Annotated in this window: 15 protein-coding genes and 1 pseudogene; 5 read left to right on the forward strand and 11 right to left on the reverse strand. The window is 68.1% G+C overall.

Annotated elements, in window-relative coordinates:
- Together QN345_RS06240 and pknB are read left to right on the forward strand one after the other, a co-directional pair.
- Positions 1 to 382 (forward strand): annotated as a pseudogene (locus QN345_RS06240) (hypothetical protein); the annotation flags it as partial.
- Positions 383 to 442: 60 nt separating this feature from the next.
- Positions 443 to 2,395: a Stk1 family PASTA domain-containing Ser/Thr kinase gene (pknB, locus tag QN345_RS06245; protein WP_134446106.1), complete on the forward strand. Its 1,953-nt coding sequence runs from the start codon at positions 443 to 445 to the stop codon at positions 2,393 to 2,395.
- 229 nt (positions 2,396 to 2,624) lie between these two features.
- Here pknB and QN345_RS06250 read toward each other — a convergent pair whose 3' ends face one another.
- From QN345_RS06250 to QN345_RS06260, 3 genes are all read right to left on the reverse strand, one after another.
- Complete coding sequence (locus QN345_RS06250) at positions 2,625 to 3,995, reverse strand: class II 3-deoxy-7-phosphoheptulonate synthase (protein WP_370295004.1); 1,371 nt, start codon at positions 3,993 to 3,995, stop codon at positions 2,625 to 2,627.
- 84 nt (positions 3,996 to 4,079) lie between these two features.
- Entirely contained in the window at positions 4,080 to 4,769 is a 690-nt protein-coding gene (locus QN345_RS06255; protein ID WP_134446107.1) for a lysophospholipid acyltransferase family protein, read from the reverse strand.
- Between the two features lie 30 nt (positions 4,770 to 4,799).
- Positions 4,800 to 5,747 (reverse strand): ROK family glucokinase, encoded by a 948-nt coding sequence (locus QN345_RS06260; protein ID WP_134446108.1) that lies wholly within the window; start codon positions 5,745 to 5,747, stop codon positions 4,800 to 4,802.
- A gap of 168 nt (positions 5,748 to 5,915) precedes the next feature.
- Here QN345_RS06260 and QN345_RS06265 point away from each other — a divergent pair, with 168 nt between their 5' ends.
- Entirely contained in the window at positions 5,916 to 7,751 is a 1,836-nt protein-coding gene (locus QN345_RS06265; RefSeq protein WP_134446109.1) for an AMP-dependent synthetase/ligase, read from the forward strand.
- Between the two features lie 7 nt (positions 7,752 to 7,758).
- On the opposite strand, the gene def is transcribed toward QN345_RS06265, so the two are convergent.
- The 3 genes from def to QN345_RS06280 all read right to left on the reverse strand — a co-directional run bounded on the left by def (position 7,759) and on the right by QN345_RS06280 (position 13,160).
- Entirely contained in the window at positions 7,759 to 8,250 is a 492-nt protein-coding gene (def, locus tag QN345_RS06270; protein ID WP_134446110.1) for a peptide deformylase, read from the reverse strand.
- A 51-nt stretch (positions 8,251 to 8,301) separates the two neighbouring features.
- A complete protein-coding gene (locus QN345_RS06275) occupies positions 8,302 to 9,666 on the reverse strand; it encodes a MinD/ParA family protein (RefSeq protein ID WP_322189663.1) in 1,365 nt (454 codons plus the stop codon).
- Positions 9,667 to 9,755: 89 nt separating this feature from the next.
- Positions 9,756 to 13,160, reverse strand: coding sequence for a pyruvate carboxylase (locus QN345_RS06280; protein WP_134446111.1), 3,405 nt, complete (start codon positions 13,158 to 13,160; stop codon positions 9,756 to 9,758).
- Between the two features lie 77 nt (positions 13,161 to 13,237).
- On the opposite strand from QN345_RS06280, the gene QN345_RS06285 reads away from it, so the two are divergent.
- On the forward strand, positions 13,238 to 14,044 hold the full coding sequence (locus tag QN345_RS06285) for a ParA family protein (RefSeq protein ID WP_134446112.1): 807 nt from the start codon (positions 13,238 to 13,240) through the stop codon (positions 14,042 to 14,044).
- 216 nt (positions 14,045 to 14,260) lie between these two features.
- Here QN345_RS06285 and QN345_RS06290 read toward each other — a convergent pair whose 3' ends face one another.
- From QN345_RS06290 to QN345_RS06310, 5 genes are all read right to left on the reverse strand, one after another.
- Positions 14,261 to 14,812 (reverse strand): MerR family transcriptional regulator, encoded by a 552-nt coding sequence (locus tag QN345_RS06290; protein WP_134446113.1) that lies wholly within the window; start codon positions 14,810 to 14,812, stop codon positions 14,261 to 14,263.
- 190 nt (positions 14,813 to 15,002) lie between these two features.
- Positions 15,003 to 15,701 (reverse strand): MerR family transcriptional regulator, encoded by a 699-nt coding sequence (locus QN345_RS06295; protein ID WP_134446114.1) that lies wholly within the window; start codon positions 15,699 to 15,701, stop codon positions 15,003 to 15,005.
- Positions 15,701 to 16,114, reverse strand: a complete 414-nt coding sequence (locus QN345_RS06300; RefSeq protein ID WP_134446136.1) for an FHA domain-containing protein — start codon at positions 16,112 to 16,114, stop codon at positions 15,701 to 15,703. The genes QN345_RS06295 and QN345_RS06300 overlap by 1 nt, the downstream gene beginning before the upstream one ends.
- 86 nt (positions 16,115 to 16,200) lie before the next feature.
- Complete coding sequence (locus QN345_RS06305; protein ID WP_134446115.1) at positions 16,201 to 16,818, reverse strand: CDP-alcohol phosphatidyltransferase family protein; 618 nt, start codon at positions 16,816 to 16,818, stop codon at positions 16,201 to 16,203.
- Positions 16,819 to 16,846: 28 nt separating this feature from the next.
- Complete coding sequence (locus QN345_RS06310; RefSeq protein ID WP_322189662.1) at positions 16,847 to 17,710, reverse strand: Ku protein; 864 nt, start codon at positions 17,708 to 17,710, stop codon at positions 16,847 to 16,849.
- 114 nt (positions 17,711 to 17,824) lie between these two features.
- Between QN345_RS06310 and ligD the strand changes: the two genes are divergently transcribed.
- Positions 17,825 to 18,748 (forward strand): non-homologous end-joining DNA ligase (ligD, locus tag QN345_RS06315; RefSeq protein ID WP_323508510.1); only part of this gene is annotated, 924 nt, incomplete at its 3' end.

Consider the following 18,748-nt stretch of genomic DNA (forward strand, 5'->3'; position numbering starts at 1 on the left):
CAACTACGTGGCGTGGCGCTGGATGTTCTCGCTCAACTGGGACGCGTGGTGGATCGCCGTCGCCCTCGTCGCCGCCGCCCAGGAATCGGGACTGCGGAACGTCCACTACGGCGACCGGGACTCACTCGGACTCTTCCAGCAGCGCCCAGGCAAGGGGTGGGGGTCGCCGGACCAGGTGATGGACCCGGTCCGGGCGAGCCAGGCGTTCTTCGGCGGCGCCGGAAACCCGAACCCCGGGGTCACCAGGGGGCTGCTCGACATTCCCGGCTGGGACGGACTCTCCGTCACCCAGGCGGCGCAGGCCGTACAACTCTCCGCCTTCCCCGACTACTACGCGAAGTGGGAGACCTCTGCCCGTTCCTGGCTCTCCGAACTCGGCTGATCAGCCGTGCCGTGCGAGTGTCCAGCAGCGGATCTGCCCGCTTCTCCCTAGACTCGACTGGTGAGCGATAGTCCTGCCGATCCGATGATCGGCCGTCTGATAGACGGCCGATATCAGGTGCGCTCTCGCATCGCCCGTGGCGGAATGGCGACCGTTTACCTCGCCACCGACCTGCGCCTCGAGCGCCGGGTGGCGCTCAAGGTGATGCACGGCCACCTTGCCGACGACAATGCCTTCAAGGCGCGGTTCGTCCAGGAGGCCCGTTCGGCTGCGCGCCTCGCCCACCCGAACGTCGTCAACGTCTACGACCAGGGCCAGGACGCCGACATGGCGTACCTCGTGATGGAGTACCTGCCGGGCATCACGCTGCGCGACCTGCTCAAGGACTACGGGCGCCTCACGAGCGAACAGACCATCGACATCCTCGAGGCGGTGCTGTCCGGCCTCGCCGCAGCGCACAAGGCCGGCATCGTGCACCGCGACCTGAAACCCGAGAACGTGCTGCTCGCCGATGACGGGCGGATCAAGATCGGCGACTTCGGGCTCGCCCGCGCCGCGAACAACAACACCGCAACCGGGCAGGCGCTGCTCGGCACGATCGCCTACCTCTCCCCCGAGCTCGTCACGCGCGGTATCGCCGATGCGCGCAGCGACATCTACGCCCTCGGGATCATGACCTACGAGATGCTCACCGGCGAACAGCCGTACGTCGGCGAGGCTCCGATGCAGATCGCATACCAGCACGCCAATGACACGGTGCCGATGCCGAGCCTGCGCGTCATGACCGTCCCGCACGAACTCGACGAGCTCGTGAGCTGGGCGACCGCCAGGGACCCCGAGCAGCGCCCCCGGGACGCGAAGGTCATGCTCGACCAGCTCCTCGACGTCGAGAAGCAGATGCGCCCCTTCGACGGCGAAACCGGAGTGCAGCAGACCCTGCTGATGCCGAGCGGTGCGGCGGCCGCCCAGGCCGATGCCGACACCATGATCTTCGGCGCCGCGGCGCAGGCGCAGGCCCCCGGTGCGACGACCGTGCTGCCCGCGCCCGTCGTGAAGCCGCCGAAGGACGCGGAACTCCTCAGCACGAAGACCCGACGCCGCAAGGTACGCGGGTACTGGCTCTTCGCGCTCGTTCTCCTGCTCGCCGGCCTCGGCACGGGCACCGGCTGGTACTTCGGCAGCGGCCCCGGGTCACAGGTCGAGGTGCCGTCACTCGTCTCCGTCGCCCCGGACGCCGCCGCCGCCCAGCTCGCCGAACTCGGACTCCAGTCCGCTCTCGCGCAGCAATACAGCGGAACCATTGCGGCAGGACTGGTCGCGAGCACCGACCCCGGCGAAGGCGGCCACGTGAAGAAGGGCAACGCGGTCACGCTCTACGTCTCGCAGGGGCCGCAGCCGATCACGCTTCCCCCGCTCGCCGGCCTCACCACGGATGCCGCGTCCTCCGCTGTCACGGGGCTGAACGCCGCGATCGGCACGGTGGACCAGGTCTTCTCCGGCGAGGTCGCCGCCGGCATCGTCATGTCGGCGACCCGGGAGAGCGATGGCACCGAGGTCTCCCAGGGCGGCCCGTACTTCGAAGGCATGAAGGTCAACCTCGTCGCCTCGCTCGGCTCGGTGCCGAACGTCTCCGGCAAGTCGGTGAACACGGCGACGTCGCTGTTGAAGGACAAGGGCCTGCTCGCCACCACCGGCGACTCCGTCTACAGCGACACGATCGACGAGGGAGACGTGGTCAGCGCCGCTCCCCAGAAGGACGGCCCGGTCCGCGCCGGAGACACCTACGTGCTCACGACGTCGAAGGGCCCCGCGCCGATCCCGATTCCGGATGTCGTCGGCAAGAACTGGACCGACGCCAAGAAGATACTCGAGGCAGCGGGCCTCACGCTCGACTACAACCTCTTTGCGGATACGCCGGGGGCCGGCTCCTTCTTCATCGTGACGAAGACGGACCCAGCTGCGGGAACGCTCGTTCCGCCAAAGTCAAAGGTCAAGATCAGCTTCTCCGCCTGATTCGCGCGCCGTGTGTCCATCACCATGCGTCCGCTCGATGCAACCGTCGCGCCAGATGCGCTGTTCCGCTGCCGGCATGCCTGGCGCGCAGCGGCGCGGCGGGCGCGCGTCCCTGTTCCGGGAGCGCGGCATCCGCTCAGACCTCGAGAGGCGCCGGATGCGCCGAGTGCCGCCGCCCTGCCGGGTGATCTCGGCGGGTACGGCGGCACTCTGGCGGGATGCCTGCGGGTCAGCGGGCTGCGAGCTCCTCGGCGACGAGGAAGGCGAGCTCGAGGGACTGCATGTGGTTGAGCCGCGGGTCGCAGAGCGATTCGTAGCGGGTCGCGAGGTCGGCCTCGTCGATGTGCTCCGAGCCGCCGAGGCACTCGGTGACGTCGTCGCCGGTGAGCTCGACGTGCACGCCGCCCGGGTGGGTTCCGACCGCGCGGTGGGCCTCGAAGAAGCCGCGGACCTCGTCGACGACGTCGTCGAAACGACGCGTCTTGTACCCGGTCGGCGTGGTCACGCCGTTGCCGTGCATCGGGTCCGTGATCCAGAGCGGCTTGGCCTCGCTCGCCTTGATCGCCTCGAGGAGCGGCGGGAGCGCGTCGCGCACCTTGCCTGCTCCCATCCGGGTGATGAAGGTGAGGCGGCCGGGCTCGCGGTTCGGGTCGAGCTTGTCGACGAGGCGCAGCATGTCGTCTGCCGAGGTGCTCGGGCCGAGCTTGACCCCGATCGGGTTCCGCACCCGGGACAGGAAGTCGACGTGGGCGCCGTCGAGGTCGCGGGTGCGCTCACCGATCCAGATGAAGTGCGCTGAGGTGTTGTACGGGGTTCCGGTGCGGGAGTCGATCCTGGTCATCGGGCGCTCGTAGTCCATCAACAGGCCCTCGTGGCTCGTGTAGAACTCGGTGCGACGCATCGCCTCGAAGTCAGCACCGCACGCGATCATGAACTTGATGGCCCGGTCGATCTCCTTGGCCACCTTCTCGTAGCGCTGGTTCGCGGGGTTCGCGGCGAAGCCCTGGTTCCAGCTGTGCACCTGGCGCAGGTCGGCGAAACCACCCTGGGTGAACGCACGGATCAGGTTGAGCGTCGACGCGGCCGTGTGGTACCCCTTGACCAGTCGGGCAGGGTCTGCCTCGCGGGATTCGGGGGTGAAGTCGTAGCCGTTGACGATGTCGCCGCGGTAGGCAGGCAGGGTGACGCCGCCGCGGGTCTCGAAGTCGCTCGAGCGCGGCTTCGCGAACTGGCCGGCCATCCGGCCCATCTTGATCACGGGCATCGAGGCGCCGTAGGTGAGCACGACGGCCATCTGCAGCACGGTCTTGACCCGGTTCCGGATCTGCTCGGCGGTCGCACCGCTGAAGGTCTCCGCGCAGTCGCCGCCCTGGAGCAGGAACGCGTGCCCTGCGGCGGCCTGGGCGAGCCGGTCGCGCAGGATGTCGACCTCGCCGGCGAAGACCAGGGGCGGCTGCGTCGACAGTTCGGCGGATGCCGCTGCGACGGCGCCTGCGTCCGGCCACGTCGGCTGCTGCTTGATGGGAAGAGTGCGCCAATAGTCCAGACCGGCGATCACAGCTTCATCGGCCACAACGACGGGTTCGGTAGTGTCTACCACAGGACTATCTCTGTTTTCTCTTGGTTGGCGCGCGGAGTGCGCGCCAGGGGACTGGCTGGAAGAGCCGGGAAGGGATACGCGATCTTATCGCGAAAGACTGGCGCGCTTTTCTTTCACGCTCGTGGCGTACACGTCGACGTACTCCTGCTTGCTGAGGGCCTGGAGCTCGTACATCAGCTCGTCGGTCACGCTGCGGAGCACGAACCTGTCCCCCTCCAGCCCCTCGAAGCGGCTGAAGTCGAGGGGTTTTCCGATCACGATCCCGATCCGGCGGATCTTCGGGATCCTCGTGCCGGTCGGCATGGCCTTCTCGGTGTCGATCATCGCAACGGGAACGACGGGCACCCCGGCCTCGAGGAGCATCCGGGCCACCCCGGTGCGGCCTCGGTACATCTTCGCGTCGGGGCTGCGGGTGCCCTCCGGGTAGATGCCGAGCACGCCGCCGCCGGAGAGGACCCGCAGGCCAGTGTTGAGCGAGTCCTCGGAGGCCTTGCCGCCCGAGCGGTCGATGGGGAGCTGACCGGTCGCCTTGAAGAACTGCTTCGTCGCCCAGCCCTTGAGCCCGGTTCCGGTGAAGTATTCGCTCTTGGCGAGGAAGATCACCCGGCGCGGCACCACGAGCGGCAGGAACACCGAGTCGATGAACGAGAGGTGATTGCTCGCGAGGATGACTCCCCCTGTCTTGGGAATGTTCTCGAGGCCCACCACCCACGGCCGGAAGAGCCCCAGTAGGAGGGGTCCGACGACAATGTTTTTCATGATCCAGTAGAACATCGGTCGCTCTCTTCTTGGGTCGGGCACAGCCTAGATCGGGAAGACGTGCTTCCGCGCCAGGTCTGCAGCGCCGACAACTCCGGCATCGTTGACGAGTTGGGCAATCGCGAATTCCGCTTCGGGATGGTAGCCCCGTGCCGGAAGGTTTTCGAGGTACGCGGTGCGAATCGGTTCGAGGAGCAGCTCGCCGGCGTCGGCGACTCCCCCGCCGAAGACGAAGATCTGCGGGTCGAGCACGGCCGCGAGCGAGGCGCAGGCCTGGCCGAGCGCGTCGCCGAGCTGGCGGAGGGCCGCGAGTGCCCCCGGGTCGCCGTCCTGGATCAGGCGGCCGACGTCCTTGCCGCTGAGCTTGCCCTTGCGGTCACGGGCGGATGCGAGGCCGAGGCCGATACCGCCGGCATCCGCAAGGGAGTTGGCGATGCGGAGCAGGGCCCTGCCAGAGCCGTACTGCTCGATGCAGCCCTGGGCACCGCAGCCGCACGGCAGGCCGTCCGGGACGATGCGCACGTGGCCGAGCTCTGCGCCGCAGCCGAAGCCGCCGCGGAACAGGCGGTCGTTGGAAACGATCGCGCCGCCGACACCGGTGCCGATGGTCAGCGTGACCATGTCGCTGTAGACCTGGCCGGCACCGAAGCAGAATTCGGCCCAACCGGCCGCGTTCGCGTCGTTCTCGATCAGGATCGGGAGGTTGAGCCGCTCCTCGAGGGTCGCCCGGAGCGGTTCGTTGCGCCAGTTGATGTTGGGGGCGTAGTACACCGTGGACTGCGCGGAGTCGATGAAGCCGGCAGCTGCCACGCCGGCCGCGATGACGTCCTCTCCGACGGCGAGTTTCTGGATCATCTCGACGACGGCGTCTTCGATGGCGCGCGGGTCCCCCGCCGTTGTGGGCGTGCGCTCGGAACGGAGAATGGTGCCGAACTCGTCGACCAGGGCTCCAGCTATCTTCGTGCCGCCGATGTCGATTCCAATGGCGTGCACAGCCGGCCTCTTTCGTAGATAGTCTCGGGCATCCGCCCAGCTCAGCACACACTTATGCTGAGGCGTCCCTCTAGAGTGTACTGAGCCGCGGCGCTGCGAGTCGAAACGACTGCTCCGCATTCCGCCCGGCTAGAGTGTGCACATCCGCCCGGTACCAGAGGAGTTGCCGTGAAACAGTTCGATATGCCCGCAGTCGTCCCTGCCGATCCAGGGGCGAACATCACCGACCTCCTCGCAGATCGCCTCGCCGCGACCCCGGATTCCGTGCTTTTCTCGGTTCCCCGCGGTGCCGGCTGGGCTCCCGTGACCACATCCGAATTCCACCGTCAGGTCGTTGGCCTCGCCAAGGGGCTCGTCGCAGCAGGCATCGAACCCGGCGACAAAATCGGCCTGATGTGCAAGACGCGCTACGAGTGGACCCTGATCGACTTCGCGACCTGGTACGCCGGCGCCGTCCTGGTCCCGGTCTACGAGACCAGCTCTCCCACCCAGATGCAGTGGATCCTCGGCGACTCCGGCGCCGCCGCCGTGATCCTCGAGACCGCAGACCACTTCGCCAAGTTCGACGAGGTGCACCCCGACCTTCCGAACATCGGAACCGTCTGGCAGATCGACCTCGGCGACCTGGCGAAGATCGTCGCCGGAGGCGTCAACGTTCCGGATGCCGAGATCGAGCGCCGCCGCCACCTCGCGACCGGCGCAGACATCGCGACCCTGATCTACACCGCAGGAACCACCGGACGGCCGAAGGGGTGCGTGCTCACGCACTCCAACTTCGTCGAGACCTCCCGGAACGCGGGCGTCGCCCTCTCGGACGTCCTCACCCACGAGGACGGCGCATCCACCCTGCTGTTCATCACGACCGCGCACGTCTTCGCCCGGTTCATCGCCGTGCTGTGCGTGCACGGGAACGTGCGGGTCGGCCACCAGCCGGACACCCGGCAGTTGCTGCCTGCGCTCGCGACCTTCAAGCCGACGTTCCTTCTCGCGGTTCCGCGGGTGTTCGAGAAGGTCTACAACTCGGCGGAGCAGAAGGCAGAGGCCGCCGGTCGCGGCAAGATCTTCGAGGCGGCCGCGCACCTCGCCGTCAAGCACTCCAAGGCACTCGCCGAGGGAACCCCGGTGAGCCTCTCGATGAAGATCCGGTTCGCGATCTTCGACCGTCTCGTCTACAGCAAGCTCCGCACGGCCATGGGCGGGAAGGTGCGCTACGCCGTCTCCGGCTCCGCTCCCCTCGGCGAGTTCCTCGGCCACTTCTACCACAGCCTCGGCATCAAGATCCTCGAGGGCTACGGGCTCACCGAGACCACGGCCCCTGCGACGGTCGGCCGCACAGACCAGTTCAAGGTCGGTACCGTCGGCCCTCCCATCCCCGGCGTCTCGATCCGCATCATGGACGACGGCGAGATCGAGGTGAAGGGCGTCAACGTCTTCAAGGAGTACTGGCACAACCCGGAGGCGACCCAGGCCGCCTTCGACGACGGCTGGTTCCGCACGGGCGACATCGGCGACTTCGACGCGGACGGCTTCGTCACCATCACGGCACGCAAGAAGGAGATCATCGTCACGGCGGGCGGCAAGAACGTCGCCCCTGCCGCGCTCGAGGACCCGATCCGCTCCAACCCCCTCGTCGGCCAGGTCATCGTCGTCGGGGACCGCAAGCCCTTCATCGCTGCGCTCGTCACACTCGACCCCGACATGCTCGCGGTCTGGCTGCACAACAACGGCGAGGATGCCTCGATGTCACTTGCCGAGGCGGCCGTCAATCCTGCGGTGCTCGCCGAGGTGCAGCGTGCCATCGACCACGCCAACTCCCACGTGTCGCGTGCGGAGTCGATCCGCAAGTTCGTGATCCTCACCGTCGAGCTCACCGAGGACAACGGCTATCTCACGCCGAAGCTCAGCATCAAGCGCGACGTGATCATGCGGGACTTCTCCGCGACCATCGAGGGCATGTACCAGGGCGTGCCCGTCGTCACCGAGCAGAACCCGGTCGTGCGCTGACGGTCGGTCAGAACCAGTCCGACTCGCGGATCTCCTTCATGGCCGCCCGGCGGTTCTCCTTGTCGAGCTTGTCGATGTAGAGGAAACCGTCGAGGTGGTCGGTCTCGTGCTGCAGGGCCTGGGCCATCAGCCCGTCGCCGGCGAGTTCGACGGGCTCGCCGGCGAGGTCGGTTCCGGTGACCCTCGCGAACGGGTACCGCTTGGTGGGGTACCACAGGCCGGGAACGGACAGGCAGCCCTCTTCGACGAGGGCGGGCTCGCCGGATACCTCGACGACGACGGGGTTCAGGATGTACCCGATCACGCCATCGACGTTGTAACTGAACGCGCGCAGGTTGACGCCGATCTGGGCAGCGGCGACGCCGGCGCGGCCGGGCAGGCGCACGCTGTCGAGGAGATCGACGACGAGCCGGGTGACCCGGTCGTCGATGATCTCGATCGGCGCGGACACGGTCTTCAAAACGGGATCTCCGAAGAGACGGATCTGGCGCTCAGGCACAGGAATACTCCAAGTCAGTTGGTACGGGCACGTCGGTTGACCGGGTGCGCTTCACGCGCCGCGGTGGGCAGGAAGGCCCTCGACCACGAGAGCAGCAAGGGTGCGGGCGGCAAGCCGGGTGATCGGTTTCAGGTCCTCCCACGAGATCACGCTCCCCGCCGCCAGTTGCGGGTCGTAGGGGATACGCACGATCTCGCGGACCCTCGACCGGAAGTGCGACTCGATCTCCTCGAGTTTCACGAGGTTGGTGCCCTGGGTCGCGGTGTTGAGCGCGACGATCGAGTTGCGGACGAGGTCGCCGTAGCCGTTGGCGTCGAGCCAGGTCAGGGTCTCAGAGGCGAGCCTGGCTTCGTCGACGCTGCCTCCGGAGACGACCACGATCGAGTCAGCACGCTGCAGGGTCGCCCGCATCACGGAGTGCACGATCCCGGTGCCGCAATCGGTGAGCATGATCGAGTAGTACCGGGCCGCGAGGTCGGCCACCACGTTGTAGTCGTCCTCGTCGAAGGCTTCGGACAGGAGCGGGTCTGTGTCGGAGGCGAGGATGTCGAGCCGGGTCGCGTCGCGGGAGACGAGGGTGGAGAAGTCGGTGAAGCCACCGATGGACGCGGCCTTCGTGACGACGTCGCGCACGGTCGACCTCGTCTGCTTGCTGACCCGTTCGGAGAGGGTGCCGCGGTCGGGGTTGGCGTCGACGGCGATGATGCGGTCTTCGCGTGCGTCGGCGAGGGCCATGCCGAGCAGGGCCGTGACCGTGGTCTTGCCGACACCGCCCTTGCGGGTGAGGATCGGCACGAACCGGGTGCCGCCGTCGAACTCCTTGCGGATCAGGGCGTCCATGTCCTTGTGGGCGCGGACCTTCGCCGAGTCGCCGAGGTTCACGAGGTGCAGCGTCGCGGCGTAGACGAAGGCGTTCCAGCCTCCGTGGGGCGGCGGCTGGGTGCGGCGATTGACCGCGAGCAGGCGTTCCGACGTGAGCATGGCCGCCGATTCCGGGACGGTGCCGCCATCGGGACGCAGGCGCTCCCTGCGGGACTGCGCCCCGGCATCCGCCGGACCGGTCTGCGCAGGGCCGGAGAGGGACTGCACGGCCCCTGCTGCGGCGGCGCCGAGGCGCTCACCCCGGTCGGCGCGGTCGTTCCGGGTCACGCGGTCGCCGGCCGGGACCCGGATGCCCGGCCCGGTGTTGATCTCGATGGTGTGCGTCGCGGGGCGGCCAGCATCGCCCCCGCCTTCGGGGCCGGTACTCCCGAGCGCCGGCGACGCGAGGGGTGCGGCTGCGAGCCCTGCCGGCAGCGCAGCGGCGAGGTTGTCGATCGTGTGCGGCGGCAGCTCGCTGTTGTACTCGTCACCGGGCTGCGCGTCTCCGCCGCCCGTCGAAGAGATTCCGGTATCCGTGCGCTTTTCCGGCACCACAGTCCGTCCCTTCGTCGTGAAAATGTCGGCCCGGCCTGGGCCCCCGGCCGGCCGGCGCCACGGTGGGCGACGGCCGATCGACCTTCAGCCTAGCGCGGGCGCACCACCACGAGGAGGTCGCCGGCGTCCACCTGCTGCGTCTTCGGGATCGCCACCCGCTCGACGACACCGGCGATCGGGGAGGTGATGGCCGCCTCCATTTTCATGGCTTCGATGGATGCGACGGTCTGGCCGGCCTCGACGATCGCGCCTTCCTCGACCTGCAGGGTGACCACCCCGGAGAAGGGAGCCGCGACCTGGCCCGGCCGGTTCGCATCCGCTTTCTCGGCGGCCTTGGTGCTCACGGTGATGCCGCGGTCGCGCACGAACACGGGGCGCAGCTGGCCGTTGAGCGTGGTCATGACGGTGCGCATGCCCTTGTCGTCCGCCTCGCCGATCGCCTCGAGTCCGACGTAGAGGCGAACGCCCTTGTCGATCTCGACCGAGTGTTCGATACCCTGCTGCAGCCCGTTGAGGTAGTCGACGGTGTCGACGACGGAGAGGTCGCCGAACAGCTCGCGGATCTGCTCGAACTGGCGGGTCGGTCCGGGGAAGAGCAGCTGGTTGAGCATCGAGCGACGGGTCAGGCTGTCGCCGTCGAGCGCCTCGCGCTCGGGTGCTGTCAGCTCGGTGACGCCGATGTGGATGCTGCGACCGGCGAGCACCTTGCTGCGGAAGGGCTCCGGCCAGCCGCCGGGCAGGTCGCCCAGTTCGCCGGCCATGAAGCCGATCACCGAGTCTGGCACGTCGTAGTTGCCCGGGTTCGCGGCGAAGTCCTCCGGGTCGGCGCGGACGGCGGCGAGATAGAGGGCGAGGTCGCCGACGACCTTGGACGAGGGCGTGACCTTGGGAACGCGGCCGAGGATCTGGTTCGCGGCGGCGTACATGTCCTCGATGAGCTCGAAGTCGTCGGCGAGGCCGAGTGCGACGGCCTGGGTGCGGAGGTTGGAGAGCTGGCCACCGGGGATCTCGTGGCTGTAGACCCGCCCGGTCGGGGCCCGGAGCCCCGATTCGAAGGGGTGGTAGACGCGGCGCACGTCTTCCCAGTACGGTTCGAGGTCGCAGACGGCCTTGAGCGAGATGCCGGTGTCGCGTTCGGTGTGCGCGAGCGCGGCGACGAGCGAGGACGCAGACGGCTGGCTCGTGGTGCCGGCCATCGGTGCGCTCGCGACGTCGACAGCGTCGGCGCCCGCGCGCGCGGCGGCGAGCAGGGTCGCGAGCTGGCCGCCGGGAGTGTCGTGGGTGTGGACGTGCACCGGGAGCGCGAAGCGCTCGCGGAGCGCTCCGACGAGCTTCTCCGCGGCCGCCGGGCGAAGCAGCCCGGCCATGTCCTTGATCGCGATGATGTGCGCGCCGGTGTCGACGATCTGCTCCGCGAGGCGCAGGTAGTAGTCGAGCGTGTAGAGGTCCTCCGCGGGGTCGAGCAGGTCGCCCGTGTAGCAGAGTGCGACCTCGGCGATGCTCGTTCCGGTGCCGAGGACGGCATCGATCGCCGGGCGCATCTGCGAGACGTCGTTGAGGGCGTCGAAGATCCGGAAGATGTCGACGCCCGTGTCGGACGCTTCCCGCACGAAGGCGTCGGTGACCTCGGTCGGGTACGGCGTGTATCCGACCGTGTTCCGGCCGCGGAGCAGCATCTGCACGTTGATGTTCGGGAGCGCGGCCCGCAGGGCGGCGAGCCGTTCCCACGGGTCCTCGCCGAGGAAGCGGAGCGCGACGTCGTAGGTCGCGCCGCCCCAGGCCTCGATCGAGAGGAGCTCCGGCGTCATCCGGGCGACGTACGGCGCGACGGCGACGAGGTCCCTCGTGCGCACCCTTGTCGCCAGGAGCGACTGGTGGGCGTCGCGGAACGTGGTGTCCGTCACGGCGAGTGCGGTCTGGGCGCGGAGTTCCGCGGCGAAACCGGCCGGGCCGAGCAGCTGCAGCCGCTGGCGGGAGCCCGCGGGGGCCGGGACGCTGAGGTCGAGCTTCGGAAGCTTCTCTGCCGGGTTCAGCAGGGTGATCGGGACCCCGTTGGGCTTGTTGACGGTGACGTCGGCGAGCCAGTTCAGGATCTTCGTTCCACGGTCCTTCGAGACGCGGGCGCGGAGCAGGTCTGGCCGTTCGTCGATGAAGGAGGTGCTGAGGTCGCCGGCCGCGAAGCCCGGGTCTTCCAGGACGGCCTGGAGGAAGGCGACGTTCGTGGAGACGCCGCGGATGCGGAACTCGGCGAGTGCCCGCTTGGAGCGCGTGACGGCTGCGGTGAAGTCGCGACCGCGGCAGGTGAGCTTCGCGAGCATCGAGTCGAAGTGCGGGCTGATCTGCGCGCCCGGGTTGATGGTTCCACCGTCGAGGCGGATGCCTGCCCCGCCGGGTGAGCGATACGTCGTGATCTTCCCGGTGTCCGGCCGGAACCCCATCGTGGGGTCCTCGGTGGTGATGCGGCACTGGAGCGCGGCACCGCGCAGGTGGATCTGGTCCTGGAGGAGCCCGAGTTCGGCGAGGGTCTCCCCCGCGGCGATGCGGATCTGGGCGACGACGAGGTCGACGTCTGTGACCTCTTCCGTCACGGTGTGCTCGACCTGGATCCGCGGGTTCATCTCGATGAAGACGTGCTGGCCTGCGCGCTCCCCGACGGTGTCGAGCAGGAACTCGACGGTGCCCGCGTTGACGTAACCGATGGAGCGGGCGAAAGCCACGGCATCCGCGTAGAGACGGGTACGGATCTCGTCGCTGAGGTTCGGGGCCGGCGCGATCTCGATGACCTTCTGGTGGCGACGCTGCACGGAGCAGTCCCGCTCGAAGAGGTGCACGGTTTCGCCGGTCGAGTCCGCGAGGATCTGCACTTCGATGTGCCGGGGGCGGAGCACGGCCTGCTCGAGGAACATGGTCGAGTCGCCGAAGGCGCTGTTGGCCTCGCGCATGGCCTCCTCGAGGGAACCGCGCAGGTCCTCCATGCTCGCGACGCGGCGCATGCCGCGACCGCCGCCGCCGGCGACGGCCTTGGCGAAGATCGGGAAGCCGATGTCGGCAGCTGCGGCGATGAGCTCGTCGAGGTCCTTCGATGGCGCGCTCGACTTGAGCACGGGAACGCCAGCAGCGATCGCGTGCTCCTTGGCGGTGACCTTGTTTCCGGCCATTTCGAGCACGTGCTCGCCGGGGCCGATGAAGGTGATGCCGGCCTCGCGGGCGGCGAGTGCGAGCTCGGGGTTCTCGGAAAGGAAGCCGTAGCCGGGGTAAATGGCGTCGGCGCCGCTCTCGACGGCGACCCGGATGATCTCGCTCACGGTCAGGTATGCCCTGACCGGGTGCCCGGGTTCGCCGATCTGGTACGCCTCGTCCGCCTTCAGGCGATGGAGGGAATTCCGGTCTTCGAACGGATAAACGGCGACGGTTTTCGCGCCGAGTTCATACGCTGCACGAAACGCGCGAATCGCGATTTCTCCGCGGTTGGCAACAAGAATCTTCGTGAACATACAGACCTTTCAGGAGGCGACGGGCACACAGCTGGCGGTTAGGTTCTCTAAGACTAGTGAAGGTAACGTATCTACTTGTGCACGTACTAAGCGTTAGCTCCCTCAAGGGAGGAGTAGGCAAGACCACAGTGACCCTGGGTCTGGCGTCTGCTGCCTTCGCCCGCGGCGTACGGACCCTGGTCGTCGACATCGACCCGCAATCGGACGTGTCGACCGGCATGGACATCGAGGTCGCCGGCCACCTGAACATCGCCGACGTCCTCGCATCCCCCAAGGAAAAGATCGTCCGTGCCGCCATCGTGCCGAGCGGCTGGACCCGCGGCCAGCAGGGCACGATCGACGTCATGATCGGCAGCCCGTCCGCCATCAACTTCGACGGTCCGCACCCGAGCATCCGCGACATCTGGAAGCTCGAAGAAGCCCTGTCGACGGTCGAGAAGGACTACGACCTGGTGCTGATCGACTGCGCGCCCTCCCTCAACGCCCTGACCCGGACCGCGTGGGCGGCGAGCGACCGCGTCGCCGTCGTCACAGAGCCCGGGCTGTTCTCCGTCGCCGCCGCCGACCGCGCACTGCGCGCGATCGAGGAGATCCGCCGCGGACTCAGCCCGCGGCTGCAGCCGCTCGGCATCATCGTGAATCGTGCCAGGATCGCGTCCCTCGAGCACCAGTTCCGGATCAAGGAACTGCGGGACATGTTCGGACCGCTCGTGCTCAGCCCCCAGCTGCCGGAGCGCACGTCGCTGCAGCAGGCGCAGGGCGCCGCGAAGCCGCTGCACACCTGGCCCGGCGACAGCGCGCAGGAGATGGCCCGCTACTTCGACCAGCTGCTCGACCGTATCCTCCGCACCGCACGCATCGGCGAATACGCGGAGCAGCGCTAGGCGGATCCGCCCCAAACCGGGTCACATTCCGCGCTGGGTTGCGGACGAAAGACCTTCCCAGGCGGGACGAAGGTGCCTTTTCCGCACCTCGATCGCGGGGGCCGCGAGAAAGCGGGTGTCCTTGCGGCGAGCGAGTCCTGCCAGCGAGCGCGTCTTGCCACCGAGCGAGTCCTGCCACCGAGCCAGTCCTGATGGCGAGCTCGACCTGCTGGTGGGTTAGGAGACCTTGCGGGCGAGGCGGCGGACGGCGAGTTCGTCGGAAGGGTCGGACGGCTGGGAGTCGAGCTCGACGAGGGTCGTCTCGACCTCGCGCAGGACCTTGCCGACGGCGATTCCGAAGACGCCCTGGCCGCGGCTGACGAGATCGATGACCTCGTCGTTGGACGTGCAGAGATAGACGCTCGCGCCGTCGCTCATGAGCGTCGTCTGGGCGAGGTCGCTGACCCCGGACTCGCGGAGCTGGTTGACGGCCGTGCGGATCTGCTGGAGTGAGATGCCGGTGTCGAGGAGGCGTTTGACGAGCTTGAGGACGAGAATGTCGCGGAAGCCGTAGAGCCGCTGCGTGCCGGAGCCGGTCGCACCGCGCACCGTCGGTTCGACGAGTTCGGTACGGGCCCAGTAGTCCAGCTGGCGGTAGGTGATGCCGGCGGCACGGGCCGCGACGGCGCCCCGGTACCCGGAATTCTCATCGAGGTCCGGCATGCCGTCTGTGAACAGGAGTCCGTCACCGTAGCGGGAGGCGTCGTCACGCTTGCTGAGCTCGCTCATACGATAGCCTCTCGGAATGGGGTGCGGCGCGGCCGCAGATGCAACGCTACCGAGGTACTGGACCCAGGCCCGGACATCCGCCCGAACGCGTCGGCGTGTCGTACGACTGCCATCGGTGGGGTTCGCCCGGATCGGATTCGGTCCGGCGGCGCTTCCAGCAGTCTACGACTTCCTGGCGATCCGGCCGAGCTTAACTGGTGAGGCGACCGAGCGCCGAACGGATCAGGCTGCCGCGGATGACTTCGAAATTGCCGGCGATTTCGACGGCCATTTCCGCGGCCTTCGCCCGGCTCGACGCATCCCTGCGTCGGGACAGCGGCACCAGGGCGCTCTCGATCAGCCCCAGTTCCCGTTCTGCCGCGCCGCGGAAGCCGCGCAGGTGCCTCGGTTCGATCCCGCTGTGCTGGAGCTCGACAAGGGCACGCAGGACTCCGAGAGCGTCGTCACCGTACACTTCCGCCGGAAGGATGATCGAGGCGGACACGGCGTCGTGCAGCAGGGCGGCGGATGCCCCGGCCTCGCGGATGAGCTCGTCCCGGCTGAGGCGCCGTTCGGTCGACAGCATCGACGGACCCGGAGTCACTCCCCCGGGCAGCGTCGGCGAGTTGCCGGCGTCGAGGTCGTCGAGGTAGCCCCGGATGACCTTGAGCGGAAGGTACAGGTCGCGCTGCATCGACAGGATCAGGCGGAGCCGGTCGAGGTCGCTCGCGCAGAACTTGCGGTAGCCGGATTCGGTGCGCGCGGGAGCGACGAGGCGCTGCTCCTCGAGGAAGCGCAGCTTCGACGGGGTGAGGTCGGGAAAATCCGGGGTCAGGCGAGCGAGCACCTGTCCGATGCTCAACAGCGACGTCGCACCCGGCTGCCTGGCCTGGGCGGAGGACGCTGCCACTACTCGCTCGCCTGTGGCGCCAGATCGAGTCGCGAGGCGTAGAACGTGAGCCGGAACTTGCCGACCTGGACTTCATCCCTGTCGTGGAGCGCTGCGGTTTCGATGCGCACTCCCTCGAAATAGGTGCCGTTCAAGGAGACGAGGTCCTTGACCTCGAACGAGGTTCCGTGGCGGAGGAACTCGGCGTGCCGACGGGACACGGTCACGTCGTCGAGGAAGATGTCCGCGTGCGGGTGCCGACCGACGGTCGTCACATCGGCATCGAGCAGGAACCGGGCGCCCGAGTTCGGACCGCGGCGAACGACGAGGAGAGCCGACCCGGAGGGAAGGGCCGAGATCGCTTCCTGTTCTTCTGCCGTCACGTCGTTGTCGACGGCCGCGAGCTGGGCTGCGAAGCCCTGGCTGAACGTCATCGTCGTGTCGGTGCCGGAATATTCTTCGGGCGCGGCCTTACGCTGGCTCTCATCTGGCTTTTTGGAATCAATCACCGGTACACCTCCTACCCCCCAATCGTATCCGATCGAATGGGCGGTATGGCCCGCGGAATCCGAATCACCCTGGCCGTCTCGAAAGCGTAGATGATTCCGGCCCACCAATACAGGAATGCCCCCCAGATTCCGAAGGCCCAGCCGATCGGAAGGGACCACCAGCCGAGCATCGGGAAAGCCTGGCCGAGCATGATCAGCGGCAGCGCATAAAAGAGGCAGAAGGTCGCGGCCTTGCCGAGCAGGTTGACCGGGAGCGGACCGTAGCCGTGGTTCGCAAGGACGATCCCGAGGCCGAGCAGGAAGACGTCCCTGCCGATCACGATGAGGACGATCCACCAGGGCACGAGGTCGCGCCAGGCCAGGCCGAGGAGCGCCGCGAAGATGTAGAGGCGGTCGGCCGCGGGGTCGAGGAGCTGGCCGAGCCGGGTGATCTGGTTGAAGCGCCGCGCGATCACGCCGTCGAGGTAGTCGGTGAGGCTCGCGACGAGGAGCACGAGGAGGGCCCAGGCATCCGCGCCGCGGACGAGCAGGACGAGGAAGACCGGGACGAGGGTGAGCCGGAGGGCGCTCAGCAGGTTGGGCAGGGTCAGAACCCTGGAACTGATGATGGGTACTTCCGCCCCTGCCATTGTGCGAGTCTACCGATGCGCCGACGCTCTACGGAATGCGCCGTTTCGCGGGCCGCGCCGTGTCGTCGCCCTCCGCTGCGGTGCCGCCCTTCCCTCCTCCCCGGCTGCGCTCGACGCTGCGCCGGAGCGCCTCCATCAGGTCGAGGACCTCGCCGCCGCCGGACTCCTCTCCTGTGGCCTCCCCCGCCTCCCCTGCCTCGGCCGCCTCGACGGTCTCTCCGGCCGCGAGTTTGGCTTCGATCAGCTCCCTGAGCTGGTCCTGGTAGTCGTCGCGGTAGTCCTGGGGGGTGAAGTCGGAGGCGAAGGACTCGACGAGCGCCGCCGAGAGTTCGAGCTCCTGCCGCGAGATCTTCGTGGATTCGGCCAGGGCGGGGAAGTCGGCCTCCCGCACCTCGTCACTCCAGAGCAGCGCCTGCAGGAGCAGCACGTCACCGCGCACCCGGAGCGCGCCGAGCCGGGTCTTCTGGCGGAGTGCGAAACGCACGATCGCGGTGCGGTCGCTCGCCTCGAGCGCGCGCCGGAGCAGGACATACGCCTTGGGCGATGCGCCGTCCGGTTCCAGGAAGTAGCTCTTCTCGAACAGCATCGGGTCGAGCTGCTCGCTCGGCACGAACTCGACGACGTCGATCTCCCTGCTCTTCTCCGCCGGCAGCCTGCGGAGCTCCTCCTCGGTGAGCACGACCGTGTTCTCGCCGTCGTCGTACGCCTTGTTGATGTGGGCGTAGTCGACGATCCGGCCGCAGCGGGAGCACCGCCGCTGGTAGCGGATGCGTCCGCCGTCGGCGTCGTGGACCTGGTGCAGCGCGGTGTCGTGGTCTTCTGTCGCGCTGTAGACCTTGACGGGCACGTTGACGAGGCCGAAGGTGATGGAGCCTTTCCAGATCGATCTCATGCGAACCAGTAGACACCGCATCCGCCGCCCGTACTAGCCGGACGGGGAGTGCGCGGGCATGCTGGTGGAACGGCATCGGGAGAACCCGGGCGAATCGATCGGAACGGAGGCCGGATGAACGAGGCGACGAGCCAGGTCGTGTCCGTCGACGGTCACCGGATCACTCTCACGCACCTCGACAAGGTGCTCTACCCCGAGACCGGCACCACAAAGGCGGATGTCCTCGGGTACTACGCCGCGATCGCCGAGGTGCTCGTGCCGCACGCCGCGAACCGTGCGGCGACCCGCAAGCGCTGGGTGCACGGGGTCGGCACGGCGGAGAAGCCGGAGAAGATGTTCTTCCAGAAGAACCTCGAGGACTCAGCGCCGAGCTGGGTGCAGCGCCACTCGATCGAGCACACCGACCACACGAACGTGTATCCGCTCGTGAACGACGTCGCGACCCTGACCTGGCTCGGGCAGATGTCGGCGCTCGAGCTCCACGTTCCGCAGTGGCAGTTCGGGCGGGACGGCAGCCGGCGCAACCCCGACCGGCTCGTGCTCGACCTCGACCCCGGTGAGGGCGTCACCCTTCCGGAGTGCGCAGAGGTGGCCAGGCTCGCCCGCGCCATCCTGCGCGATATGGGACTCGACCCGCTCCCGGTCACGAGCGGGAGCAAGGGCATCCACCTGTATGCCGCGCTCGACCTGACCCATACCTCCGACGAGATCTCGCAGGTTGCGCACGAACTCGCCAGAGCACTCGAAGCCGACCACCCCGACCTCGTGGTGAGCGACATGAAGAAGTCGATCAGGGGCGGCAAGGTGCTCGTGGACTGGAGCCAGAACAACGCTGCGAAGACCACGATCACGCCGTATTCCCTGCGCGGCACGTTCCGGCCGATGGTCGCGATGCCCCGCACCTGGCGGGAGCTCGCCGAGCCCGGACTCGCCCAGCTCGACTACAAGCAGGCGCTGAGCCGGGTCGAACACGGCGGCGATCCGCTCGCCGCGCTGCTCGGAGCGCACGGTTCGGGGGCGCGCGAACCGGCCCGGGAC

Source organism: Cryobacterium sp. 10I1 (assembly GCF_035019805.1).
GTDB classification, from domain to species: domain Bacteria; phylum Actinomycetota; class Actinomycetes; order Actinomycetales; family Microbacteriaceae; genus Cryobacterium; species Cryobacterium glucosi.